We start from the raw sequence: 24,608 nt of genomic DNA, 5'->3' as shown, positions 1-24,608 counted from the left end.
GGTGAATCGACATGTGGGGCCGGGTTCTCAGAACTCCGGCAGGTCGTGCCAATCGCGCGACAACCGCGCCGACCAGACCGGAGCGCGCCGGTCGACGCGAGCCCGCATGCCTTCGCGAGCATCGGGTCCGCCCATGAGCCGCAGGTGCAGTTCGGTTTCCAACTCGGCCACCCGGGCGGGTTCGTAGCCGTGGATCGCGGTGTCCCACAACAGTCTTTTGCTGAGAGCCGCCGACATCGGCGCGACGTCGGCCGCCATGTCGCGCGCCATCGCGAGGGCCGCTGGCAGCACTTCGGTGGCGGGGAGACAGCGGCAGGCGAGCCCGAGACGAACCGCTTCGTTGCCGTCGAAAGTACGACCCGACAGCAGGATGTCGGCCGCGACCGACATTCCGGCGACCTTGGCCACTGTCCAATGCGCCATCGCGTCGGGCAGAACACCCAGCCGCACTTGCGGAATGGCGTAGCGCGCGTCCTCGGCGACGATGCGGATGTCGGCCTGCATGGCGATGGTCAGGCCGATGCCGATCGCGTGCCCGTTCACCGCGGCGATCACCGGTTTGCGCAGAGCGAAGGCGGGTGGGTCGACGGGGGACGCGGAAAACGTTGCGCTGTCGGGCTTGTCGAAGGTGCTGTCGCCGCCACCGATGTCCGCGCCCGCGCAGAAGGCCGGGGGCGCGCCGGTGAGGACAAGGACCCGTACCGCGTCGTCGGCATCCAATTCGCGGTACGCCGTGCCGATCGCCCGACCCATCGCGCCCGTGAAGGCATTTCGGCGATCGGGCCGATCCAATGTCACCACCGCGACGCCGTCGGCGATTTCGACGCGCACGCTCATGGCGCCTGCAATGCGGTGACCAAGTCTTTGATGTACTCATCGGACACGTCGTAACCCGGGAAATAGCAGCAGATCCGATCGGCGTAGGCGCCGAAGCGCTCGATGATCGCCGCCGCGCACTGCTCCGGCGTCCCGTGCACAGCCAAGGTGTCGAGCATCGTCTGATCGATGAGGTCGGTCATCGCCGCGACGGCACCGCGCTTGGACAGCGCGTTCAGTTCAGGTTGCAGCCCACCCCAGCCCTCGGCGTCGAGGACCGGGCGGTACGCGGGCGTCGACCCGTAGAAGCCGAGCAGTCGGCGCGCGCCGACGGCCGCGGCCGCCAGCTCGCTCGGCGTGCGGCCCATCGCGACGATCACCTGTGGATAGATATCCAGGTCGGCGGCCTCGCGCCCGGCGCGGTCGAGACCCTCCTCGATGGCGGGCAGGGTGTGTTCGGTGAAATGCCGGGCGCTGTTGAACGGCATGACCAGCAGCCCGTCGGCCACTTCGGCCGCCGTCCTGGTCATGATCGGGCCCAGTGCGCCGAGGCAGATCTGCGGCAGCCCATAGGGATTCGGGCCCGGATCGAACGTCGGCGGCATCAGGGTGTGCCGGGTGAACTCGCCTTCGAAGCGCAGCGGGGTGCCCTCCTGCCAGGAGCCGAGCACGGCTTTGATCGCGAGCACCATGTCCCGCATGCGCGCGGCCGGGCGCGACCACTCACCGCCGTAACGCTTTTCGATGTGCGCGCGGGTCTGCGAGCCGAGCCCGAGACGGAACCGGCCGCCGCTGAGCAGGTGCAGGTCGTAGGCGGTGTGCGCCAGGTGGACCGGGCTGCGCGGGAGGGCGATGGCGACGTTGGTCATCAGGTCGACCGGTTCAGGACCGGCGGCGGCCAGGGTCAACGGGAGAAAGACGTCATGGGCGCCTTCGAAGGTGAACAGGCCGTCCACCCCGCAGGCGATCAGCTCGGCGGATCGCGCGATCACCCGTTCCGGGCGCGCGCCCAATTGCAGGTCGACCTTCATTCGCACGCTCCATGGGACTCTCGACTCACAATTACATACTAGCATGTAACGTTATTGAGATGTGGTCTGAGTCACGACGATCGGCCGTCTCAGCGCCCGGTGGACGCCAAGACGTACAGCGCGTCGGCCAGTCGGGCGACGAAGGCGTCACCCTCCTCGCCGCCACGGAGCAGGGCGTGGAATGTCGTGGCGCCCGAGAGGATCTCGAAGATCAGGTCCGCATCGGCGCCGGGTGCGATCCGACCGTCATCGACCGCACTATCGAGCAACTCGGCGAAGGCCTTGCGCACGGGAGCGCCGATCGCGAGCAACCTGCCGCGTGCTTCCTCGGTCTGCGAATCGGCGAGCAGGCCGGGCACTCCCGCGCGGGCAGCCGGGCTTTCGGCGCGCGCGAGGAAGATGCGCACCCAGATCGCCAGATCGGCCCTGAGGTCGCCGGTCGGCTCGGGCAGCGCGTGCCCACCGGGGCCGTGAATGGCCTCTTCGAGCAGCGCTTGACGCGTCGGCCACCGGCGATAGATGGCGGGGGTGTTGACCCCGGCACGCTTGGCGATCGCGACGACCGTCGCCGCCGGGTAACCGACTTCGGCGAGCAACTGCCTGGCGGCGACGAGTACCGCGAGGTCCTTGTCGGCGTCGCGGGGCCTGCCGGGGCGGGGCGAAGTTTCCGAGGGCATCATTACATAATAACCTGTTACATAATTCACCGAGATGCCGCTCAACGGGCCTGCCGGTTGCCCGTGGCCGACAACGCTGGGAGCGTGGGCGCATGACCACCGCCGACGCCCTGTTCGATCCCTTGCGCATCGGGCCGTTGGCATTGCCGAACCGCATCGTCATGTCGCCGATGACCCGGCAGCACTCCCCCGGCGGCACACCGGGTGAGGAGGTCGCCGCGTACTACCGCAGGCGTGCCGAAGGCGGCACGGGCCTGATCATCACCGAAGGCGTCGCGATAGATCATCCGATGGCGGTCGACAGCACGAAAGTGCCTCGGCTACACGGCGAATCAGCCCTGTCCGGGTGGCGCCGCGTGGTCGACGGCGTGCACGAAGCGGGCGGCAGGATCGTGCCGCAGCTGTGGCACGTCGGTCCGCTGTGGGGCGCGATGGCCCGCGTGGACCCGGCGCTCACACCCCTGCGCCCGTCGGGTCTGTGGGGTCCGGTCGGGCGCACGACGTACTCGCAGCGCTACCTGTCGACGGTGACCACACCGACCGCCCCCATGACCGAACACGACATCGAGGACGTGATCGCCGCCTACGTGCGCTCGGCCCGCAACGCGGTCGCGGTCGGTTTCGACGGCATCGCCATCCACGCGGGCCACGGCTATCTGCTCGACGCGTTCGTCTGGGAGGCCACCAATCAACGCACCGACCACTGGGGCGGCGACCTGGGCAGACGCGTCAACTTCCCGGTCGAGGTCGTGCGCGCGATCCGCCGGGAAATAGGCCCGCGACTGCCGATCTTCTACCGCTTCTCCCAACACAAACAGCAGGACTACGGCGCACGGATCGCCGAGAACCCCGACGAACTCGGCGTGATCCTCACCGCGCTGCGGGCCGCCGGCGTCGATGTATTCGACGCCAGCAGCAGGTATTTCGGCCGACCGGCCTTCGCCGGGAGCGAACTGACCCTGGCGGGCTGGGCAAAGAAGCTGACCGGCGCGTACAGCATGGCCGTCGGCAGCGTCGGACTGAGCACGTCCTTGCACGAGCGAGACATTCCCGAACCGGCCGCACTCGACGGTCTCTACCGACGGCTGGCCGACGCCGAATTCGACCTGGTCGCGATCGGTCGTCTGCATCTCGCCGAGCCCGCGATCGCCCGCATACTGCGCACCGGCGCTCCCCTGCCCACCTTCGACCCAGATCGTCACCAGCGCGAGCTCACCTGACCAGCCGTCGGCACCTGTCCTATTCGTCGCCGAGCAACTGCTCGACCCGCTGTGTGCAGAATGCGGTGATGTCGATCTCCGACGGCAGGTTCAGACGATGGGCCATGCGTAGCAACGGAATACTGAGCAGCACCGCGGCCAGGACCTCGTTATAGCGCAGGTTGCGGATCTTCATGCCGCTGCGTTCCTCGTACCGGGCGATCGACTCCTCGCGGGTGGGAGTACCCGCGAGTCGTTCGGTTCCCTGGAATTCCGAGCACGCCCAGTCCAGGAACAACATCCAGGCGAGGTCCGCCTCGTGGTCGCCGATGTAGGCGATCTCCCAGTCGAGCACGCCTGATACGCGGAACTCTGTGTCGTAGAGGATGTTCGACATCCGGGCGTCGCCCCAGCAGAGGGTGACGTGTTCGGGTTCGTAGAGGTTGGCGCGCAACCATTCGACGGCCCGGCGCAGCGCGGGCGGCTGCGTGGTGGTGGCCCAGGCCAAGGCCGAATCGACGTAACCGATCATCTGCTCCAGCGGTGCCGCGCCGAACTTCGGGAAGGACAGGAAGTCCAAGTTCAGGTTGCGCCAGTCGAGTTGGTGGATCTCGGCGATCGTGTCGACGCAGCCCCACCACATCTTGGCGCGATCGGCGGGATCGGCGTCGAAGTACAGACCGGCCGAGTGATAGGAGGGCAGGTCACCGGGTGCCGAGCCGTCGATGCGGTCCATCACGAAATACGGACTACCGAGCTTCGCGTCGTCGCGGTCGAGCCAGCGCACCGCCGGAACGGCGATCGAGGTCTCGGCCAGACGGCGCATGACCAGGACCTGACGCAGCAGGTCGTAGTCGGGAAACAGCGCCACCTCGGGCGGACGACGCAGCACCAGCGAGACCGGCTCGGCGTCGGCGCGTTCGAGGTCGAACAGGAAGGTCTCGGTGGCGAGACCGCGCGGGCTGGCCGACCAGTTCGTCACCCGCGCGGACTCGGCGTCGGGAAAACCACTGCGCAGCACGGGGACGACAGCGTTCGGTAGATCTTCTGCGGTAGGGCGAGTCGTCATCAGTACCCCTCGTACCCGTACCGGGCATTGCGGCCCATGAACACCATCTCGACCAGGCCGTAGCCGACCTTGCCGTCACTGGACTCGACCTTGACGAAGGTCTCGGTGAGCATGCTGACCGGGCGCAGTTCGGCGGTGTCGGAGAGATCGACGGTGAAGCCGTCGCTGTAGGACTCGCCCTTCCAGATCCCCGACGCGTAGCCGCGATACATGTCGTATCCGGCCAGGCCCGGCCAGAAATCGTGCAGTGCGGTGACCGAGTAAGTGCGCTCGCCGCCGTCGGCGGCCTCAGCCGTGAACGAGCCCTCCGACACGATCCGGAAGTCGTCGCGGAACTTCAGGTCGTGGGTCACGCTGACGATCGGCACGGTCGGTACGTCCGCCTCGATCGGGCGCTGGATCGACCCCTCGAAGTGCCAGCGCTGCCCGTCGGCGGTCTCACGCTGGGCGAAGTGGACCAGCTCGTCGTCGAACTGGAAGATGCCCATGAAGTACAGCACGCCGTCGGGGATCTCCGAGGGCTGCAGACCGCCGCCCTCGCCGAGGCTGCCGCCACCGCCGCCGTGGCGAGTGCCCCACGAGTGATCACGACCGAACCACCACGTGCTCGGGTCGATCTCGATGCGTTCGCCGTCGACCTCGAACCACCCGGAGATCTCGCCGTTCTGGTAGTAGCGGCGGGCGTCCTCACGGACCCGGCCACGGGTGCGGAAGAAGGCGGGTTCCTGCTCGTAGGCGGGGAACTGGCCGGCGAAGTTCAGTTCGAGGCGCAGGCCGTGATCGTTGTCGCCGAGGGTCGCGCGCACGCCGCGCAGCGGCTCGGTGATCTCGTAGCGGTAGGGGCCGATCTGCCAGGCGCCCAGGTCGTCGTACTTGCCGCTGATCTCGCGCGAGAGCCGCGCCACGTGCGCGGTGCCGTCGATGGTGACCATCGCGTAGGCATCCATCACATTGCGGTTGGGGTAGCGCGCCATGCCGGTCATGACGCTGACCCGGCCGGTGGTGTCGAAGCCGTAGAGCACGATGCGCTCGGTCCAGCGCAGATCGCTCTGGACGACGTGGTCGAACGTCGTCGGCAATTGGTGGCAGAGCAGCTCGTCCTGGGGAGTCAACATGGGCTATTCCTTCGAGAGTCGGGGTAGAACACGTTTCAAGTTAGCTAATTCGAATACACCATGAAGCGTTTTTAATAAGATCCGATTCTCGGCTACGCTCTGCCGACGCCTACAGAGGAGTGAACGGTGAGTGAACGTCGCGAGACCCGACCGGGACCGGGCCGCCCTCGTGACCCGAACCTGGATGATCAGGTGCTGCGCGCCACCCAGGAATTGCTGGTGGAGCAAGGTTTCCAGGCCACGACCATCCAGGGAGTCGCGCGGCGGGCCGGGGTGGTCGCCACCTCGATCTACCGCCGGTGGCCCAACAAGATCCACCTCGTCGAGGACGCGATCTTCGCCCTCGAGACCGGCGTCGTCCCGCAGCCGACGGGCGATATCGGCGCGGATCTGCTCGGGTGGACCAAGCTCTTCTTCGCCGCGGCCACCCATCCAGCGGCTCGGTCGGGCATCCCCGGCCTGCTCTCGGCCTATCACGACGACGAGGCGAGCTACCGCAGGCTGCGCGAACGCGGTGAGGGCTTGGCCCGGGTCGGGCTGCGCGCCACCATCGACGCGGCGATCGAGTCCGGACAGGCCTCCCCCGACTGCGATCCCGACCTGATCTTCGAATTCCTGCGCGGCACAACGCTGCTGCGCGCCCTCACACGTGGCGACGAGGACGGCGAGCAGTTCTGCCGCCAGACCGCCGCGGCCCTGGTCACCCTGGCCACTCACCACGAAAGTGCGAAATGAGAACTCCGTTCCGCCACCTGTTGATCGCTACCGCGGCGGTGCTGCTGGTGCCCTCCGCGATCGGCCTCGCCCAGTCCGACTCCGTGGGAGTCGTCCTGGAAGACCGCGCCCTCGCCGATACCGCCGTCGCCCGCGCGAGCTGCGCGGACGGCTCCCTGCCCGAATCCGGCCTCCAGGGCGATGTGCCCGCCGCCGATCGTGACAGCGGCCGCAGCACCCAGGGTTACCGCTGCAACATCAACCGCATCGGCGGCTACGCGGGCCGCGGCGCGGGAATCACCTCGACGCAGTTCGATCACTGCGTCTACCTCGGTAGCTTCTTCCCCGGCAACCTGCTCGGTCCGGCACAGGGCGTGCAGGTGATCGATGTCGCCGATCCGGCGAACCCGGTGCTCACCGCCACCCTCACCGAACCCGCGATGCTGGCGGGTACCTGGGAGAGCCTGAAGGTCAACGCCGCGCGAAAGCTGCTGGTCGGCACCGGAGCTCCCGCGTTCACCGGCGCCGGACTGATCTCGATCTATGACATCTCCGATTGCGCGCACCCACGCCTGCTCAACCCAGGACCCGGCACCGACGTGAGCCTGCCGGTCCCGATCACCGCCCACGAAGGCGGCTTCTCCCCCGACGGCCGCACCTACTGGGCATCGGGCGTCATCCCCGGCATCGTCAGCGCCGTCGACCTGACCGACCCGGCCGACCCCCGCGTGATCTGGCAGGGCATGCCCGGCCAGTCCATGCACGGGATGGGCTTGCGCGCCGACGGCAACCGGATGTACCTGGCCAACAATATGGGCGGGTTGACCATCCTCGATACCTCCGCGGTACAGCGCCGCGACCCTGATCCGCAGGTGCCGATCATCTCCCAGCTGACCTGGACCGACGGCTGGGCGACCCAGCAGAACATCCCCGTCACCTACAACGGCGTGCCCTATCTGTTCACCACCGACGAGGCAGGTTCGGGCGGCGTCAAACTGATCGACATCTCCGACGACACGCATCCGCGCGTGGTGAACTCGATCAAGCTGGAGATCAACCTGCAGCAGCACCGCGACACCGCGCTCGCCTCCGGGATGGGCGGGTCGCTGTTCGCCTACGACGCCCACTACTGCTCCGCCGACCGCGCGGTGAACCCCACCGCGCTGGCGTGCGGCTGGATCTCCTCCGGCGTCCGGATCTTCGACGTGCGCGACCCGTTGAAGGTGCGCGAGATCGCCTACTACAACCCACCGGCGCGCACCGGCCAGAACGCCGACCTGTGGAACTCCCCGCACGCGCTCGCCTCGATCATCGGCCTGCCGCTGCTCAGCGCGCCGTCGGTGATGCAGGCCGTCGAGGCGGGCGTCCTCGATCCCGAGCAGGCACTGAGTTCGCGCACCGGCGACGTGGCCTTCGGCGACCTCTCCACCGACTGGTGCTTCTCCGCACCCGAGTGGCGCGGCAATCAGCTGTGGACCACCTGCGCCGACAACGGGTTGCTCACCTTGGAGTTGTCCCCCGAGGTGTACACCCCGCCCGCCGATCAGCGGTCGACGGTCGGCTCATGAGCCGGCGGGTGCTGCTCGGCGTCGCGGGTGCGGCGACGGTATTGCTGCTGCTGGTGGTCGGGGCGGCCATCCGACCGCTCTTCTTCTCCGAAACTGCCACTGTCACACCGGTATTGACGCCCACCGAGATCGGGTTCGTGCAGGACATGACCGGTCACCATCAGCAGGCGCTCGTCCTGGTCGAGCGCCTTGCCGCCGATGTCGATCCCACCGTGCGGCGGCTGGCCGACCAGATCGCCGATGCCCAGCGCCTCGAGATCGGCATGATGCTCGGCTGGCTCCGGTTGGCCGCGGCGACCCCGACCAACCCGCACCCGATGTCGTGGATGCCCACCGGTCACCACGGCGCCGCGTCCACGACCATGCCCGGTATGGCCACTCGCGCCGACCTCGACGCCCTGGCTGTGGCTCGCGGCGCCGAGGCCGAAGCGATGTTTCTGCGCTTGATGTATCGCCACCACCAGGGCGGCGTCGCCATGGCCCAGTCGTTCGACGAGCTGTCCGCCGGTGGGCCGGTCGAACAGGCGGCCCGCGACATGATCAGCACACAGAGCCAGGAATCCGGGATCATCGGGATGCTGATCTCCCAGCGCGGCGTGACCGCTACGGGCTGAGCGTCTGCCGACTGTCGCGGGCGAACTCGGGATGCGCGACCAGCTCGCGAATGGCGGTGCGGACCTCGCCGACCGCCGAGACCGCGGCGAATTCGGTCGACTCGTGCCGAAAATCCAACAGCCGTGCGGCCGTGCGGCCCACCGGTCGTCGACCGCACAGCGACAAGGCGAGACCGACTTGGTCGACAGCGAGTTCGGGCTCGCCGAGCATCAGCTGTAGGCGTGCCGAGGAGATCGCGGCCGTCGCCGGTGTCACGAAATCCTGCGACAGTGGCGTGTGCATCTCGCCGAAGGCGAGACGAGCCAGGTCGGGGCGGGTAGCGATGAGGTGACGGTAGCTGTTGCCGAGCAGCCGCCACTGCTGCCCTGGCCCTGGCCAGTCCCGGCGCGGTCCGAGGATCATGCCGACGGTGGCCGCGGTGAGGCTCCGGTCGGCGACGCTGTCACCGGCGACAGTCTCCGCCGCTTCACAACGGCATTCCACCGCGACGACGATCGCGCGCTGGAACGCGGCATGTTCGCCCAGGATGCCGTGCGCGTAGGCCTCCAACTCGGCGAGGGCGACCCGCAGCAGTGGCGTCGCCGTCCGGCGCGCCACGTACTGGGCGAGCTGGGCCACTTCCAGTGCTTCCGCGGGCCTCCCGCTGTCGAGCAACTGCCAGGTCGACTCGGTGAGGATCGCAGCGGTCAGCACTGTGTCGCGCGCCGCGTGGGCAAGTCGCGCGGCGGCGACCGAGTACCGACGCGCGGCGGTGATGTCCTCCACGTCCCAACTCATGGCGGCCGCGATATCGGCCAGCTCCGCTCCGACTCGCAGGGCACGTCCGTGCCTGCTCGGGTCCGAAAGCTGCTGCAACCTGGGTAGATTCGCGGCCAGCCAGGCCGTGACGACCTGGCGCGGCGCCTGCCCGTCGGCCCATTGCCTGCCACGCGCCCAGATCGCCAACTGCTCGGCGGCGGCCAGCTCTGTCGCCGCGAAGGTCGGGTGATCGGTCCTCGGGTGCGCGACCGGCGGCAGCAACAGCGAAGACAGCTGCGTGGGCAGATCGTCGAGTCCGTTGACCGATTCGACGGTGAGCCGGTCGTGCAGGTGATCGAGCGGAGTGGCCAGCGCCGATTCGTAGGCGACCACGTGCTCGGCGCGAACGACCCGGGCCCCGGTCTCCAGCTGGCCCAGATACGGCTTCGAATAATTCGTGCGCGCGGCCATGCCCTGCAGGCTGATCCCCGCAGCCGTTCGTGCGACACGCAGCGCCGAGCCGACCTCGCTCATGCGAGGTCCGCGACAATGCGGATCGACTCGTTCATCATCTCGAGAATACGTTGCCGCTATTTCCCGCGTGGGGTGTCTGCAAACAGTCTGCAAGACGGCGCGGCACGCCGTGCACCGCGGCCGGTCTCCCTATCGTCCGAGATCGTGAGCAATAAAACTGTCTTGTCCGGTCGGCGCCCGCGCGATGGCGCCCGGGCCGCGCTGATCTCCATCGCACTGCTCGTCCTCGCGGCGACGGCGGTGACACCAGCGCAGGCGGCGCCGTCCTATCAACCCGCCGCGCAGGTCGAAGCCACCTATTACGCGCCGGGCCCCTGGGCGGTGGCCGAGCGGACCGGTGTCGACTGCTGCACGTCGACCGGCGACAGCTACGACATCTGGTACCCGGCCGACCTTCGCCCTGGCGTCGCCCACCCGGTCATCACCTGGGGCAACGGCACCATGGCTCACCCCCGTGAATACGCCTATCTACTGTCACACCTCGCGTCGTGGGGCTTCATCGTCATCGCCGCCGACCGCACCGACACCGGAACCGGCGTGCAGATGCTCGACGCCGTGCGCTACCTCGCCGCGCAGAACAGTGACCCGAGCAGCATCTTCCACGGCAAGGTCGACACCGACTCAGTCGGTGCGATGGGTCATTCGCAAGGTGGGCTCGGCGCGCTGAACGCGCTCGCCCGCGGCGCGGGAGTGGTCGACACCGCCGTGACCCTCGAGATGCCGCTGGCCGCGGTCTGTTCGTCGCTGCCGCCGGTCGACGGCCAGAGCACCTGTGTCGACACCAGCGCGATCACCTCGGGCTCGGTGCTGCTGGTCAACGGTTCGGCCGACGGTATCTCGCCGGGGACCCAACCACTGCCACCCGAGCTGATCGGCCTGCAATCGATGCAGGCGTACTACGACGCCCTGCCCGCGAACGTGCCCAAGGCCCGCGCCGCATTGGTCGGCGCCCAGCACAACGACATCCAGGGCCAGCCCGACTGCACCAATTACAGCTGCACCGAAGGCGTCCACCGCTACCTCGGCTATTCGGCAGCGTGGTTCCGTGGCCAATTGCGCGACGATCCGGCCGCCCATGACGCATTCGTCGCAGGTACCGGCGAATTCCTGCACAACCCGCACTGGTCAGAGCAAGCCAGCACCCTCACTCACTGATCGACGAAAGGCTGCGTTTTCCATGGAAGACCGCATCAAGGAACTACTCGCCGAGCTGGACCTGGAGGGCAAGCTGCGCCTGATCTCAGGCGCAGGGCTGTTCCGGATGGCCGGTGATCCGGCGATCGGACTCGCCGAGATGCCGGTGTCCGACGGCCCCTCCGGGGTGCGTGGCGAGAACTGGGACGAGCGCGATCCCTCGGTCAGTCTCCCTTCCGGCACCGCGGTCGCCGCGACCTGGGATCCCGAGCTGCTCACCGAGATCGGCGCCCTCATCGCCGCCGAAGCACGCCGCAAGGACGTCTACGCGGTCCTCGGCCCGACGATGAACCTGCATCGTTCGCCGTTGGGCGGCAGGCACTTCGAGTGCTTCTCCGAGGATCCGCTGCTCACCGCCGAGATGGCCGCGGCCTACGTGCGGTCCGTGCAGGCGCACGGGGTCAGCGCCTGTCCGAAGCACTACGTGGCCAACGACTCCGAGACCGACCGCTTCACCGTCGACGTGCGGGTCGGCGACCGCGCACTGCGCGAGCTGTACCTCTACCCGTTCGAGCGCACCGTCGAAGCGGGCGCGTGGATGCTCATGGACGCCTACAACTCGGTCAACGGCACCACCATGACCGAGAACCCCCTGCTCGACGAACCACTCAAGGGCACATGGGGATTCGACGGTGTCGTCGTCTCGGACTGGACCGCGATCCGCAGCACCGAGAGCGCGGCCAACGGCACCGACCTGTGCATGCCCGGGCCGTGGTACCTGTGGGGCGACCCGCTGGCCGAGAAGGTCCGGTCCGGCGAGATCGCCGAATCCGTGATCGACGACAAAGTCCGTCGCATCCTGCGTTTCGCGCACCGCGTAGGCGCGCTCGACGCAACACCTCAGCCCACACCGACTTTCAGCGACGCAGAAGCACAGGAACTGGTTCGCCGGGTCGCCGCCGAGGCGATGGTCCTGGTGCGCAACGACGGAATCCTGCCGCTCGCGCCGGAAACCACTGTCGCCCTGCTCGGCCCGTCGGCGGGCGAACCCCGGTTCCTCGGTGGCGGCAGTGCCACTGTCATTCCGGGCCACACCACGACGCCGGTCGAAGGTCTCACCGGCCGACTTCCGCTGACGCACACCGCGGGCGTGCACCTGTCCGAAGCGCTGATCCCCGCCCCGCTCGCCATCATGACCGACCCCGTAACCGGCGAGTCCGGCTTGTCTGCCCGCTATTTCGAGGACGAGACCGAGCTCGGCACCCAGCACCGCACCACGAGCCGACTGGTACTGCTCGGCGATGAGCTCGCGGCGCAGTCGAACACGATCGAACTGCACACGCGCCTGCGCGCCGACATGGCCGGGGAATGGCAGATCGGTTTCGGCGGGGTCGGTCATATCCGGCTCGACCTCGACGGCGAAACCGTGCTCGACGAGAACATGGTGCTCGACGGCGGCGACCCGGCCGCCGCACTGCTCAACCCGCCGCAGCGCCACGTCACGCGCATATTCGCCGTCGGCGACGAGGTCGATGTCCGCGTGGTGACCAGCATCGAGGAAGCGATGCCGGGCCTCGGCATCATTCTCGGCGCGACGCTCGGTATCCGCCGCCCCCAGCGTGCCGACGACGAGGAGTTCGCGGCGGCGGTCGCCCAGGCGGCGGCCGCCGATGTGGCCGTTGTCGTGGTCGGCACCACCGAGCAGATCGAGAGCGAGGGCGTCGACCGCACCTCCCTGCGGTTGCCGGGCCGCCAGGACGAGTTGGTCTCGGCGATCGCCGCCGCGAACCCTCGCACGGTGGTCGTGGTGAATTCCGGTGCGCCGGTGGAGATGCCGTGGCGCGACGATGTGGCCGCCGTACTGCTCGCCTGGTTCCCCGGTCAGGAGTTCGGCGCCGCGTTGGCCGATGTCCTCACCGGCACAGTCGAACCCGGTGGCCGTCTGCCGACCACCTGGCCCAAGACCATGGCCGAGGTCCCCGTGCTCGACACCACCCCCGTCGACGGCGTGCTCGACTACACCGAGGGCATCCACATCGGCTACCGCGCCTGGTTGAAAGCGGGTATCGAACCGGCCTACCCATTCGGTCACGGCCTCGGCTACACCACCTGGGAGACCAGCGACCTCACGGTCGAGGGCCGAAACGTCACACTGACGGTGACCAACACCGGCGACCGACCAGGCAAACAGGTTGTGCAGGTGTATCTCTCGCGTCCCGACAGCAGCATCGATCGTCCCGTCCGATGGCTCGCCGGCTTCACCGCCGTCAGCCTCGCGCCCGGCGAAACCCGCACGGTCGCTGTCACAGTGCCCGCTCGCGCCTTCCAGCACTGGGGCGAGCACGGCTGGGCGAGCGAACCGGGCGAATTCATTGTCCGGGCAGGCACTTCCGTCACCGACCTTCCCCACACCGCCTACATCTCCTGACCGTCCTGATCCACCATCTCGAACGCAGTTCCCGAACAACGGAGCGTGGCCATGTCCACCAGTACCATCAAACCCGATAGCAATGACACCCCGGAGCACAACGACACCGGAAGACTCGAAGGCGCCTCACGCGCGAGGATCTTCACGGTCCTAGCCGTGATCGTGCTGTTCTCCGAGATCGCCCCGATGCAGTACACGATCGTCGCGGCGGCACTACAGAAGATCGCGCCGAGCTTCCCCGGCGTCGGGGCCAACATCAACTGGGCCATCATCGTTTTCGGCTTGATCGGCGCGGCCGCGTCTCCGTTGATCGGCAAGATGAGTGATGTCTGGGGCAAGAAGCGGATGTTCCTCATCTGCGGCGCCCTGTTCGTCATCGGCTGCGTACTCGACGCGACCACCTCCAACTGGGGTGTGTTCCTGTTCGGTCGCTGCCTGCAGGCCACGGCCATCGCGACCGCGGTGATCGCCTACGGTCTCATCCGAGATCTGATGCCGCGCAAGATGGTTCCGCTCGCCCTCGGTCTCACCGCAACCGGGTTCGGCGTCGCCTCCATCGCGGGCCCGCTGCTCGGCGGCTACCTCGTCGACAACCACAGCTGGCGTGCCATCTTCTGGGTACTGGGGGCATTCACTGTGGTGATGTTGCCGCTGGTGTGGATCATCGTGCCCGAATCCAAGCTCCGCGTGACCGAACGCATCGACATCGTCGGCGCCGCGCTGCTCGCCGGTGGCGCCGCACTCACTCTGATCTACGTCGACAAGGGCCACGACTGGGGTTGGTCGGAGCCGACCACGCTGGTCTGGCTGATCGCGGGCCTCGCACTGCTCGTGCTGTTCGTCCTCGTCGAAAAGCGGGCCACCACACCGATCATGGACATGGAACTGCTGTTCCATCCGCGCGTCGCGCTGGTGCTCGCCGGTGCGCTGTTCGCGTCCCTGCAGATCGGCATCGTGTCCTACGCCATCGCCTATATGTCGCAGACCCCGCCGGAGTCGACCGTCGTCGCCGGAGTTCAGCAGGGCACGCTGGCCCAGATCCAGCAGCTGACGGGTCAGGCGCTACCGCCCGAGGCCGTGCAGGTGACCCTCGACCCCGGCTACACCTACGGCAGTGGCTACACCTTGCTCGAGTTCGCGGTCCGGATCGCGCTGCTCGGTTCGGTGATCACGATGCTCTTCGGCGCGGTCGCGGGACTGCTGGCCAGGCGAATCGGTGCGCGGTTGCCGCTCGTCGTCGCCCTTGTCATCTTCGCGGCCGCGGCCGTCGCGTTCGCGGTCCTGCCGCTGACCGCCACCAACTTCCTGATCGTGAACTCGATCTTCAGCATCGGCTTCGGCATGTACTACGCCTGTATGCCGATCCTGTTGGTGGAGGCGGTTCCGCAGGAACAGCAGGGCGTCAGCATGGGCATGCTCGGCGTGATGCAGTCCATGGGTGTCGCGATCGGTCTCGCGATCGTCACCGCGTTCCTGCACAGCAACGGCATGACCGCTCTGGTGAGCGTCGGTGGCCAGGCCCAACCGCCCACTCCGCTGCCCGACCTGTTCGGTGACCGCGGCTACCAACTGGGCTTCTGGGTCTGCGCGGCGGCCTCGGCCGTCGCCCTCACTTTCGCCCTGGTGATGAAGCACGGCCGCACCCCGGCCACAGGCGGCACCGCCCATTGACCCGGAACCGACCAGCCGGTGGTGTCGACCGCCGGCTGGTCACTTCGTGGGCCAGCCGCCGTTGCGGTCGCTCATGTCCGGCTCGTCGTCGTCGCCGACCAGGTGCTGGATGCCGAGCTGCTCGGCGAACAGGTGGCGCTGGGTGATCCAGCCGAGGATCGACAGACCCACCCAGGCCAGGGTGGCGGTGACCTGCTGCCAGCCGGGCTCGGGGTCGCGCAGGAACGACAGCGAGTCGCTGAACTGCGCGACACCGGTGCACACCATGCTCGCGCCGCCGATCGAGGTCAACCACAGCAGTGCGCGAGCCCGGAACTTCTGCGCCAGGAACGCGCCCGACACGCCCACCGCGAGCGCGACGATCATGCTCAAGGCGACGTTCTTGTCGCCGGGCTGCAACACCGTCGCCAGCTTGGTGCCGATCATCACGCCGGTGAGACCGCCGATGAAATAGGCGGCGAAATGGAACACCAACGAGGTGACCGCCCAGACCGACACCGCGCCGATCAGTCCGGCCAGCAACAGCCACCAGAAGTTCGCGTTGAACAGGTCTGCGATCAGCCAGCCGAGACCGAACCCGATCGCGAGCAGGCCCAGGTGGACCGAGCGAATCCCGTAGAAGCACAACAGCGCTCCGACGAGGGCGACCAGAATGCCGTTCATCTGTGTTCCTTTCGACGGGCGAGCACGATCACGACCCGGCCAGTGCGGCGGTCGCGGCGGCGACAGTGGGATAGATCGGGACCGGGACGTCACCGTGCTCGGCCGAGCCGAGTGCGTCACCGAATTGGGCGATCGGTCGCGCGATGGCGAACCTGATGCGCCGGGAGGCCAGCGTGTCCCGCAAGGCGAGCAGCATCGTCGCGGCGGTCACGTCGACCGACGGCGAGGTCTCGGCATCGAGGACGACCATGCGCGTACGGTCGGTGCACAGCCCTTCGATCCGGTCCTTCACATAGTCGGAGTTGGCGAAGAACAAGCCGGACTCGACCCGAACGACCAGCACATCGGGCCGCGTCGCCGCGTCCGGGTGCCGGTCGGCGGCGACCCACAATGACCCTTCCTTGCCGAGTTCGACCACATGCGGTTGCGAGGCCCGATACACCAGCAGCACGATCGCCGCGCCGATGCCGATGAGGAGGCCCGGCAGCGTATCGAAGACCAGCACACCCAGCATCGCGGCCATCGCGGCGAGGAAGTCGGCGCGCGCCGCTTTGCCGTAGATGCTGGCGAGCATGTGGGTCCAGACCCGATAGAGGCGGCGCAGGGCGGCGATGTCGACCAGCTCGATGACGGCCGCGATCACGACCGCCGCCAACGTGGCCTCCGGCAGGTTCTCGAAAAGCCCGGTCAGAAACAGCAGGGTCACAACGGTGAGCCCGGCCACGACGAGCCCGCTGAGCTGAGTCTTCGCCCCGGCGCCACCGTTGACCGCCGTCTTGGACAAGCTGCCGTTGACGACCATCCCGGAACTGAGCCCCGAACCGAGATTGGCGAGACCCAGCCCGAGCAGCTCCCGATTCGCGTCGATGGGGTAACCGGCTTTGGCCGCATAGGTTTTCGCGGCGCCGAGGCCCTCGGCGAAGCCGATCAACAACACCCCGATGGCTGGTCCGAGCAGGTCGAGGCAGTCGCCGAAGGACACCCCGGACGGCATGCCGAGCGTGGGCAGTCCCGCATCGATATGGCCGACGATCGCGACACCCTCGTCTTCGAGTCCGAACACCGCCACCGCGACGATGCCGACCAGCACCGCCACCAGCGCACCGGGGACGAACGGCAGCCACCGGCGCAGCGCGAAAACCAGCGCGAGGCTGATCAGGCCGACCGTCACGGTGCGCCACTGGAGATGACCCAGCTCGGTGACGACGCCCCACGCCTGCGTGAAGAAGTTGCCGTCATGTTTGGGGACGCCGAGCAACTTCGGCACCTGCCCGATGATGATGACAAGGGCGAGCCCGACGATGAAGCCCTTGAGCACCGGTTCGGAGATGAACGCGGCAATGAAGCCGAGCCGGACGAGACCGGCGAGCAGACCGACGATGCCGGTCGCGATGGCCAGCGCCGCCGTCAGCGCGATGTAGCGGCCGCTGTCGGCGCCCGCGAGCGGCGTGATGACGGCGGCCGACAGTGCCGCGGTCGCCGACATCGGGCCGACGACCAGGTGCCGCGAACTGCCTGCCAGCGCGTAGAGCACCAGCGACGGCACCGCCGCGTACAAGCCGACCACGGGCGGCACCCCGGCGATCGAGGCGTAGGCCAAGGCCTCGGGAACAAGAACCGCCCACACGGTGAGACCGGCGATCACATCGGGACGCAGCCAAGCCCGCCGGTAGCCGTGCAGTGACTCGAACGCCGGTATCGACAGCGCCACGGTTCCTCCTCGCTACAGCCCGCCGATGCCCTTACCGAGGACCACCGCGCCCATGATCAGCAGCACGATCGCCATCACCGCATGGTTGTTGAGCTGCAACCATTCCCGCAGACTGTCGAGCATCGGACCGAGTCTGTCGGCCGCGAGCATGTACCCGAGGACCACCGCCAAGACGGTGACCGAGGCGAGCAGGGTGAACACCACGATCGCGACCAGGTCGCCCCCCGCGCTCAGACCGCCTGCCCCGATCGCGACACCCGCCGACACACACAGCAGCAGATTCTTCGGATTGACGCCCGACAGCAGCGCTCCCAGCCCCAGCGCCTTCACCGGCGTGAGCGTGTCGATCGCCTTCATCCAGCCGGGCACCTCGGTCTGCGACCGTTCCTGCCACTGGATCACCGCCAGGACCACCAGCGCGACGCCGAGAATGATCTTCACGATCGAGGCCCCGGTCGACGGTTCGCTGTCCGAGCCGCCCAACGTCCCGGCGAGCAAGGTCATCACGCCGGTCACAACGAGGATTCCGGCCACCCACCCCACGGCGAAGCCCTTCGCGGCACCGCCCGCGTTCTTCGACAGGATCATCAGGATGGCCGCGATGATCGGGATCGGCGAGACCGCGACACCCACCGCCAGTGGCAACAGACCGCCGATTACTGAGCCCATGCCACGACGCTAAGCCTGCCGTTCCCGGCACGCCTCACACCTTCCGGGTGAACTGCGCACCCCTGTTTTCATCCGAATCGGGTGAAGCATCCAGGGACCCACCGACGGCATGATTCGGCCCATGGGATCACCAGCAACGCTCGGACCGGTCGAATTCCTTGTGCTCACCTTTCCCGGCACCGCGATCGACGAATCCGTCTCGGCGGCACTGGCCGAGGTCGTCACGAAGGGCACGGTCACCCTGCTCGACCTGGTCGTGCTGTCCATGGACGCCGCGGGCACCGTCACCGAACGCGAGATCGACGACGACATCTCCGAGGTGGGCCTGACGGGTCTGACCGCGGCCGACATAGACCTCGTCAGCGACGACGACCTCGACGTCGTCCGCGCGTCGATGGAGCCGGAAACGACCGCTGTCGTCGTGGTTTTCGAGGAAACGTGGGCGCGGCGCCTGGCCGGTGCGGTACGCGCGGCCGACGGCGAGGTCGCGCTGCATGTACAGGTACCGCGCGATGCCGTCGATGCCGTGCTCGCCCTCACCTAGGAAGGAACCGCTATGCCACTTCGGAGGGGTCGCGTCGGGCGACCAGGACTACTCGGCACCGTCGCGAGGACGGCCGTTGTCGCGGGTACCGCCACCGCGACCTCGAACGCGGTGAACCGCCGGGGCGCGCGCCGCGCCGCCGAACAGCAGGGCTATTCCGAACAACAGGCACCGCCGCCACCACCACAACAGGCTCCCCCACCGCCCGCTGCCGCGAGCGCGGGCCAGGACACCGTAGCCCAGCTCGGACAATTGGCCGAACTGCACTCCTCCGGGGCCCTGTCGGACGCCGAATTCGCCGCCGCGAAGGCCAAACTGCTCAGCTGAGCGCCCAACTGACGATGCCCCCACCGACCGGTGGGGGCATTCGTTGTGTGCACTCGGTTACTGCACCCGACCACCGACCGTGTGGATGATGACAACCCTCGGATCCCACGGAACGAGGTTGTTCACCGCCTGCTGCAACTCCGCGCGCGGCGGCAACTGCTGAGGTCCGAGGACCGAGACCGTCGCGGTGCCACCCTGCAGGGTGACGTCGGTGACCTGCGCATCCGGTGCGTCGCCCAGCCAGAGCACGGCCGCGTCGGCGATCTGACCGGCCCACAACGAGGACAGCGAATTGAGCACCATCGGAATCGCCACCAGCACAAGGGCCACGCCGAGCGCCAGATACGCCTTGCCGCGGCGCACAGTCGTCGGATCCGCGTCATCGGCGTACCCGGCGATGAGAAGCACGATCGTCGAGGTGATGATCATCGCGACCACGTTGGACGCGAACAGCACGAACGCACCACCGGCGAGTGCGGGCGCGTGCGAACCCAGACATACGCCGACCACCCCGAGGGGCGGGACCAGCGAAATCGCGATCGCCACGCCGGGCAGCACGTCGCCCACGTCACGACGAGCGATCGCGATAGCCGCGACGAGGCCGGTCGCTATCGCGGCGGTCAGATCCATCAGCGCCGGCGAGGTCCGGCCGACCACCTGCGGGTTGGACAGAACATTGACGGGATTGGGCAGAAACTGCGCGAAGAGGAAACCGAGCGCGACCACAACGACGATCCCCGACAGGACCAGCAGCAGGCTCCGGCCGAGCAATGGCGCACGACCGGTCACCACCCCCAGCGCGACACCGAGGATCGGTATCGACAGCGGCGCGACGATCATCGCGCCGATCACCGTCGCGGTGGAATTGCCGATCACGCCCGAGATCGCGATCACCGCCGACATCACCAGCATGATCCAGAACGCCGACCGCTTCGAGTCGACCTGGCCCACCGACAGATCCAGCTTGTCGGTCAGCTCCGCCAACGATCGGCGTTGCTCCTGGGGGACCAGAAAACTCAGCATGGCGGTCCTTTCCGGCTAGGCGGCCAGTACCGATTCACCGAGAACGCTTGTCGCCGGGAAGAATTCGATGTGAAGGCCGCCGATCGCGCCCGGAATCCCGGCGACCACATCGGCTTTCGTCATGTGCTCCGTCGTGAGCAAGTGGGTTCGGGATCGTCGGCCGCGATGCTGGTCGAGCCATCCCGCTGGCTGGTCATCAGCTGCGGCGCTGCGGATTTCAGCCGAGGGCCTTGGCCTTGAGTTGCTGGAATTCCGCCTCGGTGATGGCGCCGGCGTCGAGCAACTTCTTCCCGTCGGCGATCTGAGCGGCGGAATTGGTGCCCGCGGTCTGCCTGATGTATTCGTCGGCCTCCGTGCGGGCCTGCTTGTGCGCTTCGGCGGTCCGTTCCGCCATGCCGCCGCCACGGAAGATCAGATACAGCAGTCCGGTGATCAGCGGGAGCAGGATCAAACACACCACCCACACCGCCTTCAGCCAGCCCGAGGTCGACCGATCACGGAAAAGATCGGTGAGGATGTAAAAGAACAACATCAGGTAGGCGACAAAGCAGAAGCTGACAATGATGACCCAGATAACGTCCCACACCGACGACATATTCGACCCTCACTTCTGTGAGCGTGACCACCGGCCGGTGGTCACGGTTCCATCCATGCCGCCATCGTCGCGAAGAACCCCGGTCGCACACATCATCCGATTCGGGTGAATCCGTCCTGGCCGCCGCGCGGGTTCACCCGGAACGGGGGATTCGGATCGCCGTCGACGGCCCCTAACGTCGACACCATGACCATCACCTCGTATCCCGTCCGCCAAGTTCTCGCGGCCGGCATCACCATGCTCGCGGTGATCTTGCTCCTGGTGGCGGGCATTCTGAGCATCGTGCGCGGCATCGCCGGCGTCACCAAGGACGAAATATTCCTGATACCGAGCGAGTACAGCTACCAACTCGACGTCAGCAACTGGGGCTGGATCCACCTGTCGCTCGGCATACTCCTCGTGGCCGTCGCCATCGGGATGATGCTGACCGCGACCTGGGCCCGAATCTTCGCCTACAGCCTGGCCGCCCTCTCGATCATCGCCAATTTCTTGTCCCTGCCGTACTACCCGTGGTGGTCGGTGATCATCATCGCCATCGACCTCACCGTCATCTGGGCCGTCGCAACCTGGAACCCCGACCGAAGTCTGAGTGTCGAGTCGACGCCGGCAGCCGACCTCGCTACTTCTTCGTGGCGGTGATCTGGGTCAGCAGGCAGCGCCATCGGCCATCGGTGTACAGGAAGGCATCGGTGGTCCATTCGTCGGCGTCGAATCGAATGCCTTGGTAGTGAGCGGTATTGGTGATTCGGGTCGTCAGCAGGACGAGTTCGCCGTGATAGCGGATCCTCGGCTCGCCGACGCGCTGCATCGCCGAATGGGTGAGATCGCCCGATCGGACGAACGCCAGGAACTGTTCGGCGGTGGTGATGCCGTTCTCGGAGACCATGATCCACTCGTCGGCCATATACGAACCGATCCGGTCCGCGTCGTTGGCGACGATCGCCACCTGCCACTCGTCGAGCACGGCCAGGAGTTCGTCGTCTACCGCGTACCCAGGAGAAGTTGTCATATGGCAACGCTATGACCGAGTGCCGTCGTCGGTCTTGGACGAATGGAACGAACTACCGGCCCGGGCGATGCGGCAGCGTCCAGTTTCGACGCGGCCGCATCGCCGCAGGTCACGGTGTGACGACCGCGAAGTTCGGGTCGGGGGGTGTCGAGCAGGCCGAACAGTCGCTGCAGGACGCCGGGGTCGCCGCTGTGGTCGATCCCGTCCAGGCCCTTGCCCGCGAGGATCCCGAGCAGTTGCGCCTTGGTGAGCGTCAGCGTGAGATCGATGTCGGCCTTCGACCGCGGATCGGGAGTCTGGATCAGGACGCCATTGGACAGGGTGAGACGCACGACGGAGTCCTGGTCGGTGAAGTGCCATTCGATCCGGAACGAATCCTTCGCCGCGCGCGGACCGTTCACCCGGATGGCGATCGAGTCGAACAGCTGCTCGACCGACAGTGCCGCCGCCATGCCGCCGCCGAGGTCGAGCTCGGTCCGCTGGACTCCGTGGCGCAATTCGTTGTGGCCGGTGAGGTAGAAGCAGCGCCAGGTGGCATTCTCCGCACCGAATCCGAGCTGTTGATAGGTCTGGGCGAGTGCGTCTTTCGCGGCCTTGTTGTTCGGTTCGGCGAAAACGGCGTGGGTGAGCAATTCGGCGGCGAAGCGCAGGTCGCCGGCGTCGGCGTAGGCCCTGCCCTTCTCGATCACCGCATCGATGCCGCCGATGGTCTCGACATAGCGGACCGCCTTCGCCGTGCGCGGGTGCTCCCAGAGCGAGGTCGGGTTCCCGTCGAACCAGCCGAGATAGCGCTGGTAGACCGCCTTGACGTTGTGGCTCACCGACCCGTAATAACCACGGGCGCTCCACGCGTCGGCCAGGGCTGGCGACAATTCGAACTCTTCGGCGATCTCCGGGCCGTTGAGTCCCACGTTCATCATCCGCAAGGTCTGGTCGTGCAGGTACATGTACAGATCGCGCTGCAGCGACAGGAATCCCATGATGTTGTCGGCGCCCCAGGTAGGCCAGTGGTGCGAGGCGAACGCGACATCGGCGTCGACGGCGAACATCTCCATCGCCTCGTCGATGTAGCGCGACCAGATCCGCGGATCACGCACCTGGGCGCCGCGCAGGGTCAGCAGGTTGTGCAGGTTGTGGGTCGCGTTCTCGGCGAGGCAGAGGGCGCGGTGGCGGGGGAAATAGAAGTTCATCTCCGCGGGTGCCTCGGTGCCCGGCGTCATCTGGAAGACGATCGGGACGCCGTCGACGGTCTCCTGCTGTCCGGTATGGGTGATGTCGACGGTGGGCGGGATCAGACCGACGGTGCCGTGGGAGGTTTGGATACCCAGCCCGGTGCCGCACTGGCCCTCGGGTCCGGACGTCATCCCGAGGCCGTACATGTAGGTGCCGCGCCGTGTCATCGCGACGCCCGCGTAGACGTTCTCCGAGACGGCCTCCGCCATGAAACCGGCGGGAGCGAGAACCGGGACCTCGCCACGACCGTCGGGCAGCACGCCGTCGACGCCACCGAAGTGGTCGGCGTGGGAGTGGGTGTAGATGACGCCGGTCACCGGCCGGTCACCGCGCTCCTGGCGATACAACGCCAGCCCGGCCGCCGCGCACTCGGCCGAGATGAGCGGATCGATCACGATCACGCCGGTATCGCCCTCGACGAGGGTCATGTTGGAGATGTCGAAGCCGCGGATCTGGTAGATGCCCTCCACGACCTCGAACAGCCCGTTCTTCACGCAGAGCTGGGCCTGCCGGAACAAACTCGGGTCGACCGTCTCCGGACACGGCCCGTCGAGAAAGCCGTACCCACTGGTATCGAAGACGACCGTGCCGTCGGCCTTGCTGATCCGCATGGGCGTCAGGGTCTTGATGAACCCGCGATCGGCATTCTCGAAATCGGTGCGATCGTCATAGTCCAATGCCATCGTGCATCCGCTCCTCAGCTCGGTCGACGCGTCCACCCGATGCTCGGCACTCACGGCGCCCTCCGCATCACCCCGCACGGGTGAACTCGGCGCCGGTGAGGTCGACCGATGGAGGATGCCCGCTGAGGAGGGCATCGCAGCCAGACGTCGACCGACATGCTGGTCAGCTGCGTGATCGCCCCGGCCATCCGGGGTTCACGCAGCCGACCGGCAGTGCTGACGCGTCAGAGGTTGACGCCGAAATCGCGGGCGATGCCTTCCAGACCGGAGGCGTAGCCCTGGCCGGTGGCGCGGAACTTCCACTCGGCGCCGTTGCGGTACAGCTCGCCGAAGACCATGGCGGTTTCGGTGGACGCGTCCTCGGAGAGGTCGTAGCGCGCCAGTTCCTCGCCGTTGCTGCGGTCGAGGACGCGGATGTAGGCGTTGCGCACCTGGCCGAAGGACTGGCTGCGGGCGGCCGCGTCGTAGATCGAGACCGGGAACACGATGGAGTCGATCGTGGCCGGCGTGTTGGCCAGGTCGACGTTGATCGTCTCGTCGTCACCGTCGCCGGCACCGGTGGTGTTGTCGCCCGCGTGCTCGATCGCGCCCTCGGGCGACTTCAGGTTGTTGAAGAAGACGAAGTGCCCGCTCGACACCACCTTCTTGTCGGCGCCGAGGCCGATGGCGCTGGCATCGAGGTCGAAGTCCGTGCCGGTGGTGGTCCGCAGATCCCAGCCCAGGCCGACCGCGACGGCGGTGAGATTCGGCGCCGCCTTGGTCAGTGAGACATTGCCGCCCTTGGACAAGCTGACACCCATATCGAAATCTCCCCTTGATCATCGCGGCACGAAGCGCGCCGA

23 protein-coding genes and 1 pseudogene are annotated in these 24,608 nt (G+C 67.4%); 10 read left to right on the top strand and 14 right to left on the bottom strand.

Annotated elements, in window-relative coordinates:
* Positions 1 to 27 precede the first annotated feature (27 nt).
* From NS1_RS14675 to NS1_RS14665, 3 genes are all read right to left on the bottom strand, one after another.
* Positions 28 to 837: an enoyl-CoA hydratase/isomerase family protein gene (locus NS1_RS14675; protein ID WP_062985079.1), complete on the bottom strand. Its 810-nt coding sequence runs from the start codon at positions 835 to 837 to the stop codon at positions 28 to 30.
* Positions 834 to 1,847: a TIGR03617 family F420-dependent LLM class oxidoreductase gene (locus tag NS1_RS14670; RefSeq protein ID WP_062985077.1), complete on the bottom strand. Its 1,014-nt coding sequence runs from the start codon at positions 1,845 to 1,847 to the stop codon at positions 834 to 836. The genes NS1_RS14675 and NS1_RS14670 overlap by 4 nt, the downstream gene beginning before the upstream one ends.
* Before the next feature lie 89 nt (positions 1,848 to 1,936).
* Positions 1,937 to 2,524, bottom strand: coding sequence for a TetR/AcrR family transcriptional regulator (locus NS1_RS14665; protein WP_062985329.1), 588 nt, complete (start codon positions 2,522 to 2,524; stop codon positions 1,937 to 1,939).
* 161 nt (positions 2,525 to 2,685) lie between these two features.
* On the opposite strand from NS1_RS14665, the gene NS1_RS14660 reads away from it, so the two are divergent.
* Positions 2,686 to 3,744 (top strand): oxidoreductase, encoded by a 1,059-nt coding sequence (locus NS1_RS14660; RefSeq protein WP_373864339.1) that lies wholly within the window; start codon positions 2,686 to 2,688, stop codon positions 3,742 to 3,744.
* 19 nt (positions 3,745 to 3,763) lie between these two features.
* On the opposite strand, the gene NS1_RS14655 is transcribed toward NS1_RS14660, so the two are convergent.
* Positions 3,764 to 4,792, bottom strand: coding sequence for a phosphotransferase family protein (locus NS1_RS14655; protein ID WP_062985072.1), 1,029 nt, complete (start codon positions 4,790 to 4,792; stop codon positions 3,764 to 3,766).
* Positions 4,792 to 5,907 (bottom strand): Rv3169 family protein, encoded by a 1,116-nt coding sequence (locus NS1_RS14650; protein WP_062985070.1) that lies wholly within the window; start codon positions 5,905 to 5,907, stop codon positions 4,792 to 4,794. The genes NS1_RS14655 and NS1_RS14650 overlap by 1 nt, the downstream gene beginning before the upstream one ends.
* Before the next feature lie 126 nt (positions 5,908 to 6,033).
* Here NS1_RS14650 and NS1_RS14645 point away from each other — a divergent pair, with 126 nt between their 5' ends.
* From NS1_RS14645 to NS1_RS14635, 3 genes are read left to right on the top strand one after another with little or no spacing between them, the layout of a single operon-like run.
* Entirely contained in the window at positions 6,034 to 6,642 is a 609-nt protein-coding gene (locus NS1_RS14645) for a TetR/AcrR family transcriptional regulator (protein ID WP_056821683.1), read from the top strand.
* On the top strand, positions 6,639 to 8,189 hold the full coding sequence (locus NS1_RS14640) for an LVIVD repeat-containing protein (protein ID WP_062985069.1): 1,551 nt from the start codon (positions 6,639 to 6,641) through the stop codon (positions 8,187 to 8,189). Before NS1_RS14645 ends, NS1_RS14640 begins: the two co-directional genes overlap by 4 nt.
* Positions 8,186 to 8,803, top strand: a complete 618-nt coding sequence (locus NS1_RS14635; protein ID WP_062985066.1) for a DUF305 domain-containing protein — start codon at positions 8,186 to 8,188, stop codon at positions 8,801 to 8,803. Before NS1_RS14640 ends, NS1_RS14635 begins: the two co-directional genes overlap by 4 nt.
* Here the strand turns inward: NS1_RS14635 and NS1_RS14630 are convergent.
* Positions 8,793 to 10,076 carry a helix-turn-helix domain-containing protein gene (locus NS1_RS14630; protein WP_062985064.1) on the bottom strand — a complete coding sequence of 428 codons (1,284 nt, stop codon included), beginning with the start codon at positions 10,074 to 10,076 and terminating at the stop codon, positions 8,793 to 8,795. The two genes, NS1_RS14635 and NS1_RS14630, sit on opposite strands and share 11 nt — an antisense overlap.
* Positions 10,077 to 10,220: 144 nt before the next feature.
* Here NS1_RS14630 and NS1_RS14625 point away from each other — a divergent pair, with 144 nt between their 5' ends.
* Genes NS1_RS14625 through NS1_RS14615 form a run of 3 tightly spaced genes read left to right on the top strand, consistent with a single transcriptional unit; the run spans position 10,221 to position 15,309 of the window.
* Entirely contained in the window at positions 10,221 to 11,231 is a 1,011-nt protein-coding gene (locus NS1_RS14625; RefSeq protein ID WP_169812778.1) for a poly(ethylene terephthalate) hydrolase family protein, read from the top strand.
* A gap of 22 nt (positions 11,232 to 11,253) precedes the next feature.
* Entirely contained in the window at positions 11,254 to 13,638 is a 2,385-nt protein-coding gene (locus NS1_RS14620) for a beta-glucosidase family protein (protein ID WP_062985062.1), read from the top strand.
* Between the two features lie 51 nt (positions 13,639 to 13,689).
* The gene (locus NS1_RS14615; protein ID WP_062985061.1) at positions 13,690 to 15,309 is read left to right on the top strand and encodes an MFS transporter; all 1,620 of its coding nucleotides are present in this window, start codon (positions 13,690 to 13,692) and stop codon (positions 15,307 to 15,309) included.
* Between the two features lie 39 nt (positions 15,310 to 15,348).
* Here NS1_RS14615 and NS1_RS14610 read toward each other — a convergent pair whose 3' ends face one another.
* The 3 genes from NS1_RS14610 to NS1_RS14600 are packed head-to-tail and all read right to left on the bottom strand — an operon-like array spanning position 15,349 to position 18,352.
* Positions 15,349 to 15,972 carry an ABC-2 transporter permease gene (locus NS1_RS14610; protein WP_062985060.1) on the bottom strand — a complete coding sequence of 208 codons (624 nt, stop codon included), beginning with the start codon at positions 15,970 to 15,972 and terminating at the stop codon, positions 15,349 to 15,351.
* 28 nt (positions 15,973 to 16,000) lie between these two features.
* Positions 16,001 to 17,683 (bottom strand): SulP family inorganic anion transporter, encoded by a 1,683-nt coding sequence (locus tag NS1_RS14605; RefSeq protein ID WP_062985059.1) that lies wholly within the window; start codon positions 17,681 to 17,683, stop codon positions 16,001 to 16,003.
* A gap of 12 nt (positions 17,684 to 17,695) precedes the next feature.
* The gene (locus tag NS1_RS14600) at positions 17,696 to 18,352 is read right to left on the bottom strand and encodes a GAP family protein (RefSeq protein WP_062985057.1); all 657 of its coding nucleotides are present in this window, start codon (positions 18,350 to 18,352) and stop codon (positions 17,696 to 17,698) included.
* 121 nt (positions 18,353 to 18,473) lie between these two features.
* Between NS1_RS14600 and NS1_RS14595 the strand changes: the two genes are divergently transcribed.
* Positions 18,474 to 18,896, top strand: a complete 423-nt coding sequence (locus tag NS1_RS14595) for a DUF6325 family protein (protein ID WP_062985055.1) — start codon at positions 18,474 to 18,476, stop codon at positions 18,894 to 18,896.
* 12 nt (positions 18,897 to 18,908) lie between these two features.
* Complete coding sequence (locus NS1_RS14590) at positions 18,909 to 19,223, top strand: SHOCT domain-containing protein (protein ID WP_062985053.1); 315 nt, start codon at positions 18,909 to 18,911, stop codon at positions 19,221 to 19,223.
* Between the two features lie 57 nt (positions 19,224 to 19,280).
* Here the strand turns inward: NS1_RS14590 and NS1_RS14585 are convergent, their stop codons facing one another.
* Both NS1_RS14585 and NS1_RS14580 read right to left on the bottom strand, forming a co-directional pair.
* Positions 19,281 to 20,246 (bottom strand): DUF389 domain-containing protein, encoded by a 966-nt coding sequence (locus NS1_RS14585; protein WP_062985051.1) that lies wholly within the window; start codon positions 20,244 to 20,246, stop codon positions 19,281 to 19,283.
* A gap of 217 nt (positions 20,247 to 20,463) precedes the next feature.
* Positions 20,464 to 20,841: an SHOCT domain-containing protein gene (locus tag NS1_RS14580; protein WP_062985049.1), complete on the bottom strand. Its 378-nt coding sequence runs from the start codon at positions 20,839 to 20,841 to the stop codon at positions 20,464 to 20,466.
* A gap of 186 nt (positions 20,842 to 21,027) precedes the next feature.
* On the opposite strand from NS1_RS14580, the gene NS1_RS14575 reads away from it, so the two are divergent.
* On the top strand, positions 21,028 to 21,480 hold the full coding sequence (locus NS1_RS14575; RefSeq protein ID WP_062985047.1) for a DUF7144 family membrane protein: 453 nt from the start codon (positions 21,028 to 21,030) through the stop codon (positions 21,478 to 21,480).
* Here NS1_RS14575 and NS1_RS14570 read toward each other — a convergent pair.
* The 3 genes and pseudogenes from NS1_RS14570 to NS1_RS14560 form a co-directional block, all read right to left on the bottom strand.
* Positions 21,461 to 21,850: a nuclear transport factor 2 family protein gene (locus NS1_RS14570; protein WP_062985045.1), complete on the bottom strand. Its 390-nt coding sequence runs from the start codon at positions 21,848 to 21,850 to the stop codon at positions 21,461 to 21,463. The genes NS1_RS14575 and NS1_RS14570 overlap by 20 nt on opposite strands.
* Before the next feature lie 109 nt (positions 21,851 to 21,959).
* Positions 21,960 to 23,766: pseudogene (locus tag NS1_RS14565) on the bottom strand (alkyl/aryl-sulfatase).
* Positions 23,767 to 23,990: 224 nt separating this feature from the next.
* Positions 23,991 to 24,566, bottom strand: a complete 576-nt coding sequence (locus NS1_RS14560; RefSeq protein ID WP_056821714.1) for a TerD family protein — start codon at positions 24,564 to 24,566, stop codon at positions 23,991 to 23,993.
* Between the last annotated feature and the right edge of the window lie 42 nt (positions 24,567 to 24,608).

It is taken from the genome of Nocardia salmonicida NBRC 13393 (assembly GCF_001613085.1).
In the GTDB taxonomy this organism is placed as follows: Bacteria; Actinomycetota; Actinomycetes; order Mycobacteriales; family Mycobacteriaceae; genus Nocardia; species Nocardia salmonicida.
This window is presented reverse-complemented; position numbering and strand designations above follow the sequence as displayed.

What these genes read in the sequence shown, in the direction of transcription:
- NS1_RS14675 (WP_062985079.1), bottom strand. Translation starts at nt 837, where the DNA reads ATGAGCGTGCGCGTCGAAATCGCCGACGGCGTCGCGGTGGTGACATTG.
- NS1_RS14670 (WP_062985077.1), bottom strand. Translation starts at nt 1,847, where the DNA reads ATGAAGGTCGACCTGCAATTGGGCGCGCGCCCGGAACGGGTGATCGCG.
- NS1_RS14665 (WP_062985329.1), bottom strand. Translation starts at nt 2,524, where the DNA reads ATGCCCTCGGAAACTTCGCCCCGCCCCGGCAGGCCCCGCGACGCCGAC.
- NS1_RS14660 (WP_373864339.1), top strand. Translation starts at nt 2,686, where the DNA reads ATGTCGCCGATGACCCGGCAGCACTCCCCCGGCGGCACACCGGGTGAG.
- NS1_RS14655 (WP_062985072.1), bottom strand. Translation starts at nt 4,792, where the DNA reads ATGACGACTCGCCCTACCGCAGAAGATCTACCGAACGCTGTCGTCCCC.
- NS1_RS14650 (WP_062985070.1), bottom strand. Translation starts at nt 5,907, where the DNA reads ATGTTGACTCCCCAGGACGAGCTGCTCTGCCACCAATTGCCGACGACG.
- NS1_RS14640 (WP_062985069.1), top strand. Translation starts at nt 6,639, where the DNA reads ATGAGAACTCCGTTCCGCCACCTGTTGATCGCTACCGCGGCGGTGCTG.
- NS1_RS14635 (WP_062985066.1), top strand. Translation starts at nt 8,186, where the DNA reads ATGAGCCGGCGGGTGCTGCTCGGCGTCGCGGGTGCGGCGACGGTATTG.
- NS1_RS14630 (WP_062985064.1), bottom strand. Translation starts at nt 10,076, where the DNA reads ATGAGCGAGGTCGGCTCGGCGCTGCGTGTCGCACGAACGGCTGCGGGG.
- NS1_RS14620 (WP_062985062.1), top strand. Translation starts at nt 11,254, where the DNA reads ATGGAAGACCGCATCAAGGAACTACTCGCCGAGCTGGACCTGGAGGGC.
- NS1_RS14615 (WP_062985061.1), top strand. Translation starts at nt 13,690, where the DNA reads ATGTCCACCAGTACCATCAAACCCGATAGCAATGACACCCCGGAGCAC.
- NS1_RS14610 (WP_062985060.1), bottom strand. Translation starts at nt 15,972, where the DNA reads ATGAACGGCATTCTGGTCGCCCTCGTCGGAGCGCTGTTGTGCTTCTAC.
- NS1_RS14600 (WP_062985057.1), bottom strand. Translation starts at nt 18,352, where the DNA reads ATGGGCTCAGTAATCGGCGGTCTGTTGCCACTGGCGGTGGGTGTCGCG.
- NS1_RS14595 (WP_062985055.1), top strand. Translation starts at nt 18,474, where the DNA reads ATGGGATCACCAGCAACGCTCGGACCGGTCGAATTCCTTGTGCTCACC.
- NS1_RS14590 (WP_062985053.1), top strand. Translation starts at nt 18,909, where the DNA reads ATGCCACTTCGGAGGGGTCGCGTCGGGCGACCAGGACTACTCGGCACC.
- NS1_RS14585 (WP_062985051.1), bottom strand. Translation starts at nt 20,246, where the DNA reads ATGCTGAGTTTTCTGGTCCCCCAGGAGCAACGCCGATCGTTGGCGGAG.
- NS1_RS14580 (WP_062985049.1), bottom strand. Translation starts at nt 20,841, where the DNA reads ATGTCGTCGGTGTGGGACGTTATCTGGGTCATCATTGTCAGCTTCTGC.
- NS1_RS14575 (WP_062985047.1), top strand. Translation starts at nt 21,028, where the DNA reads ATGACCATCACCTCGTATCCCGTCCGCCAAGTTCTCGCGGCCGGCATC.
- NS1_RS14570 (WP_062985045.1), bottom strand. Translation starts at nt 21,850, where the DNA reads ATGACAACTTCTCCTGGGTACGCGGTAGACGACGAACTCCTGGCCGTG.
- NS1_RS14560 (WP_056821714.1), bottom strand. Translation starts at nt 24,566, where the DNA reads ATGGGTGTCAGCTTGTCCAAGGGCGGCAATGTCTCACTGACCAAGGCG.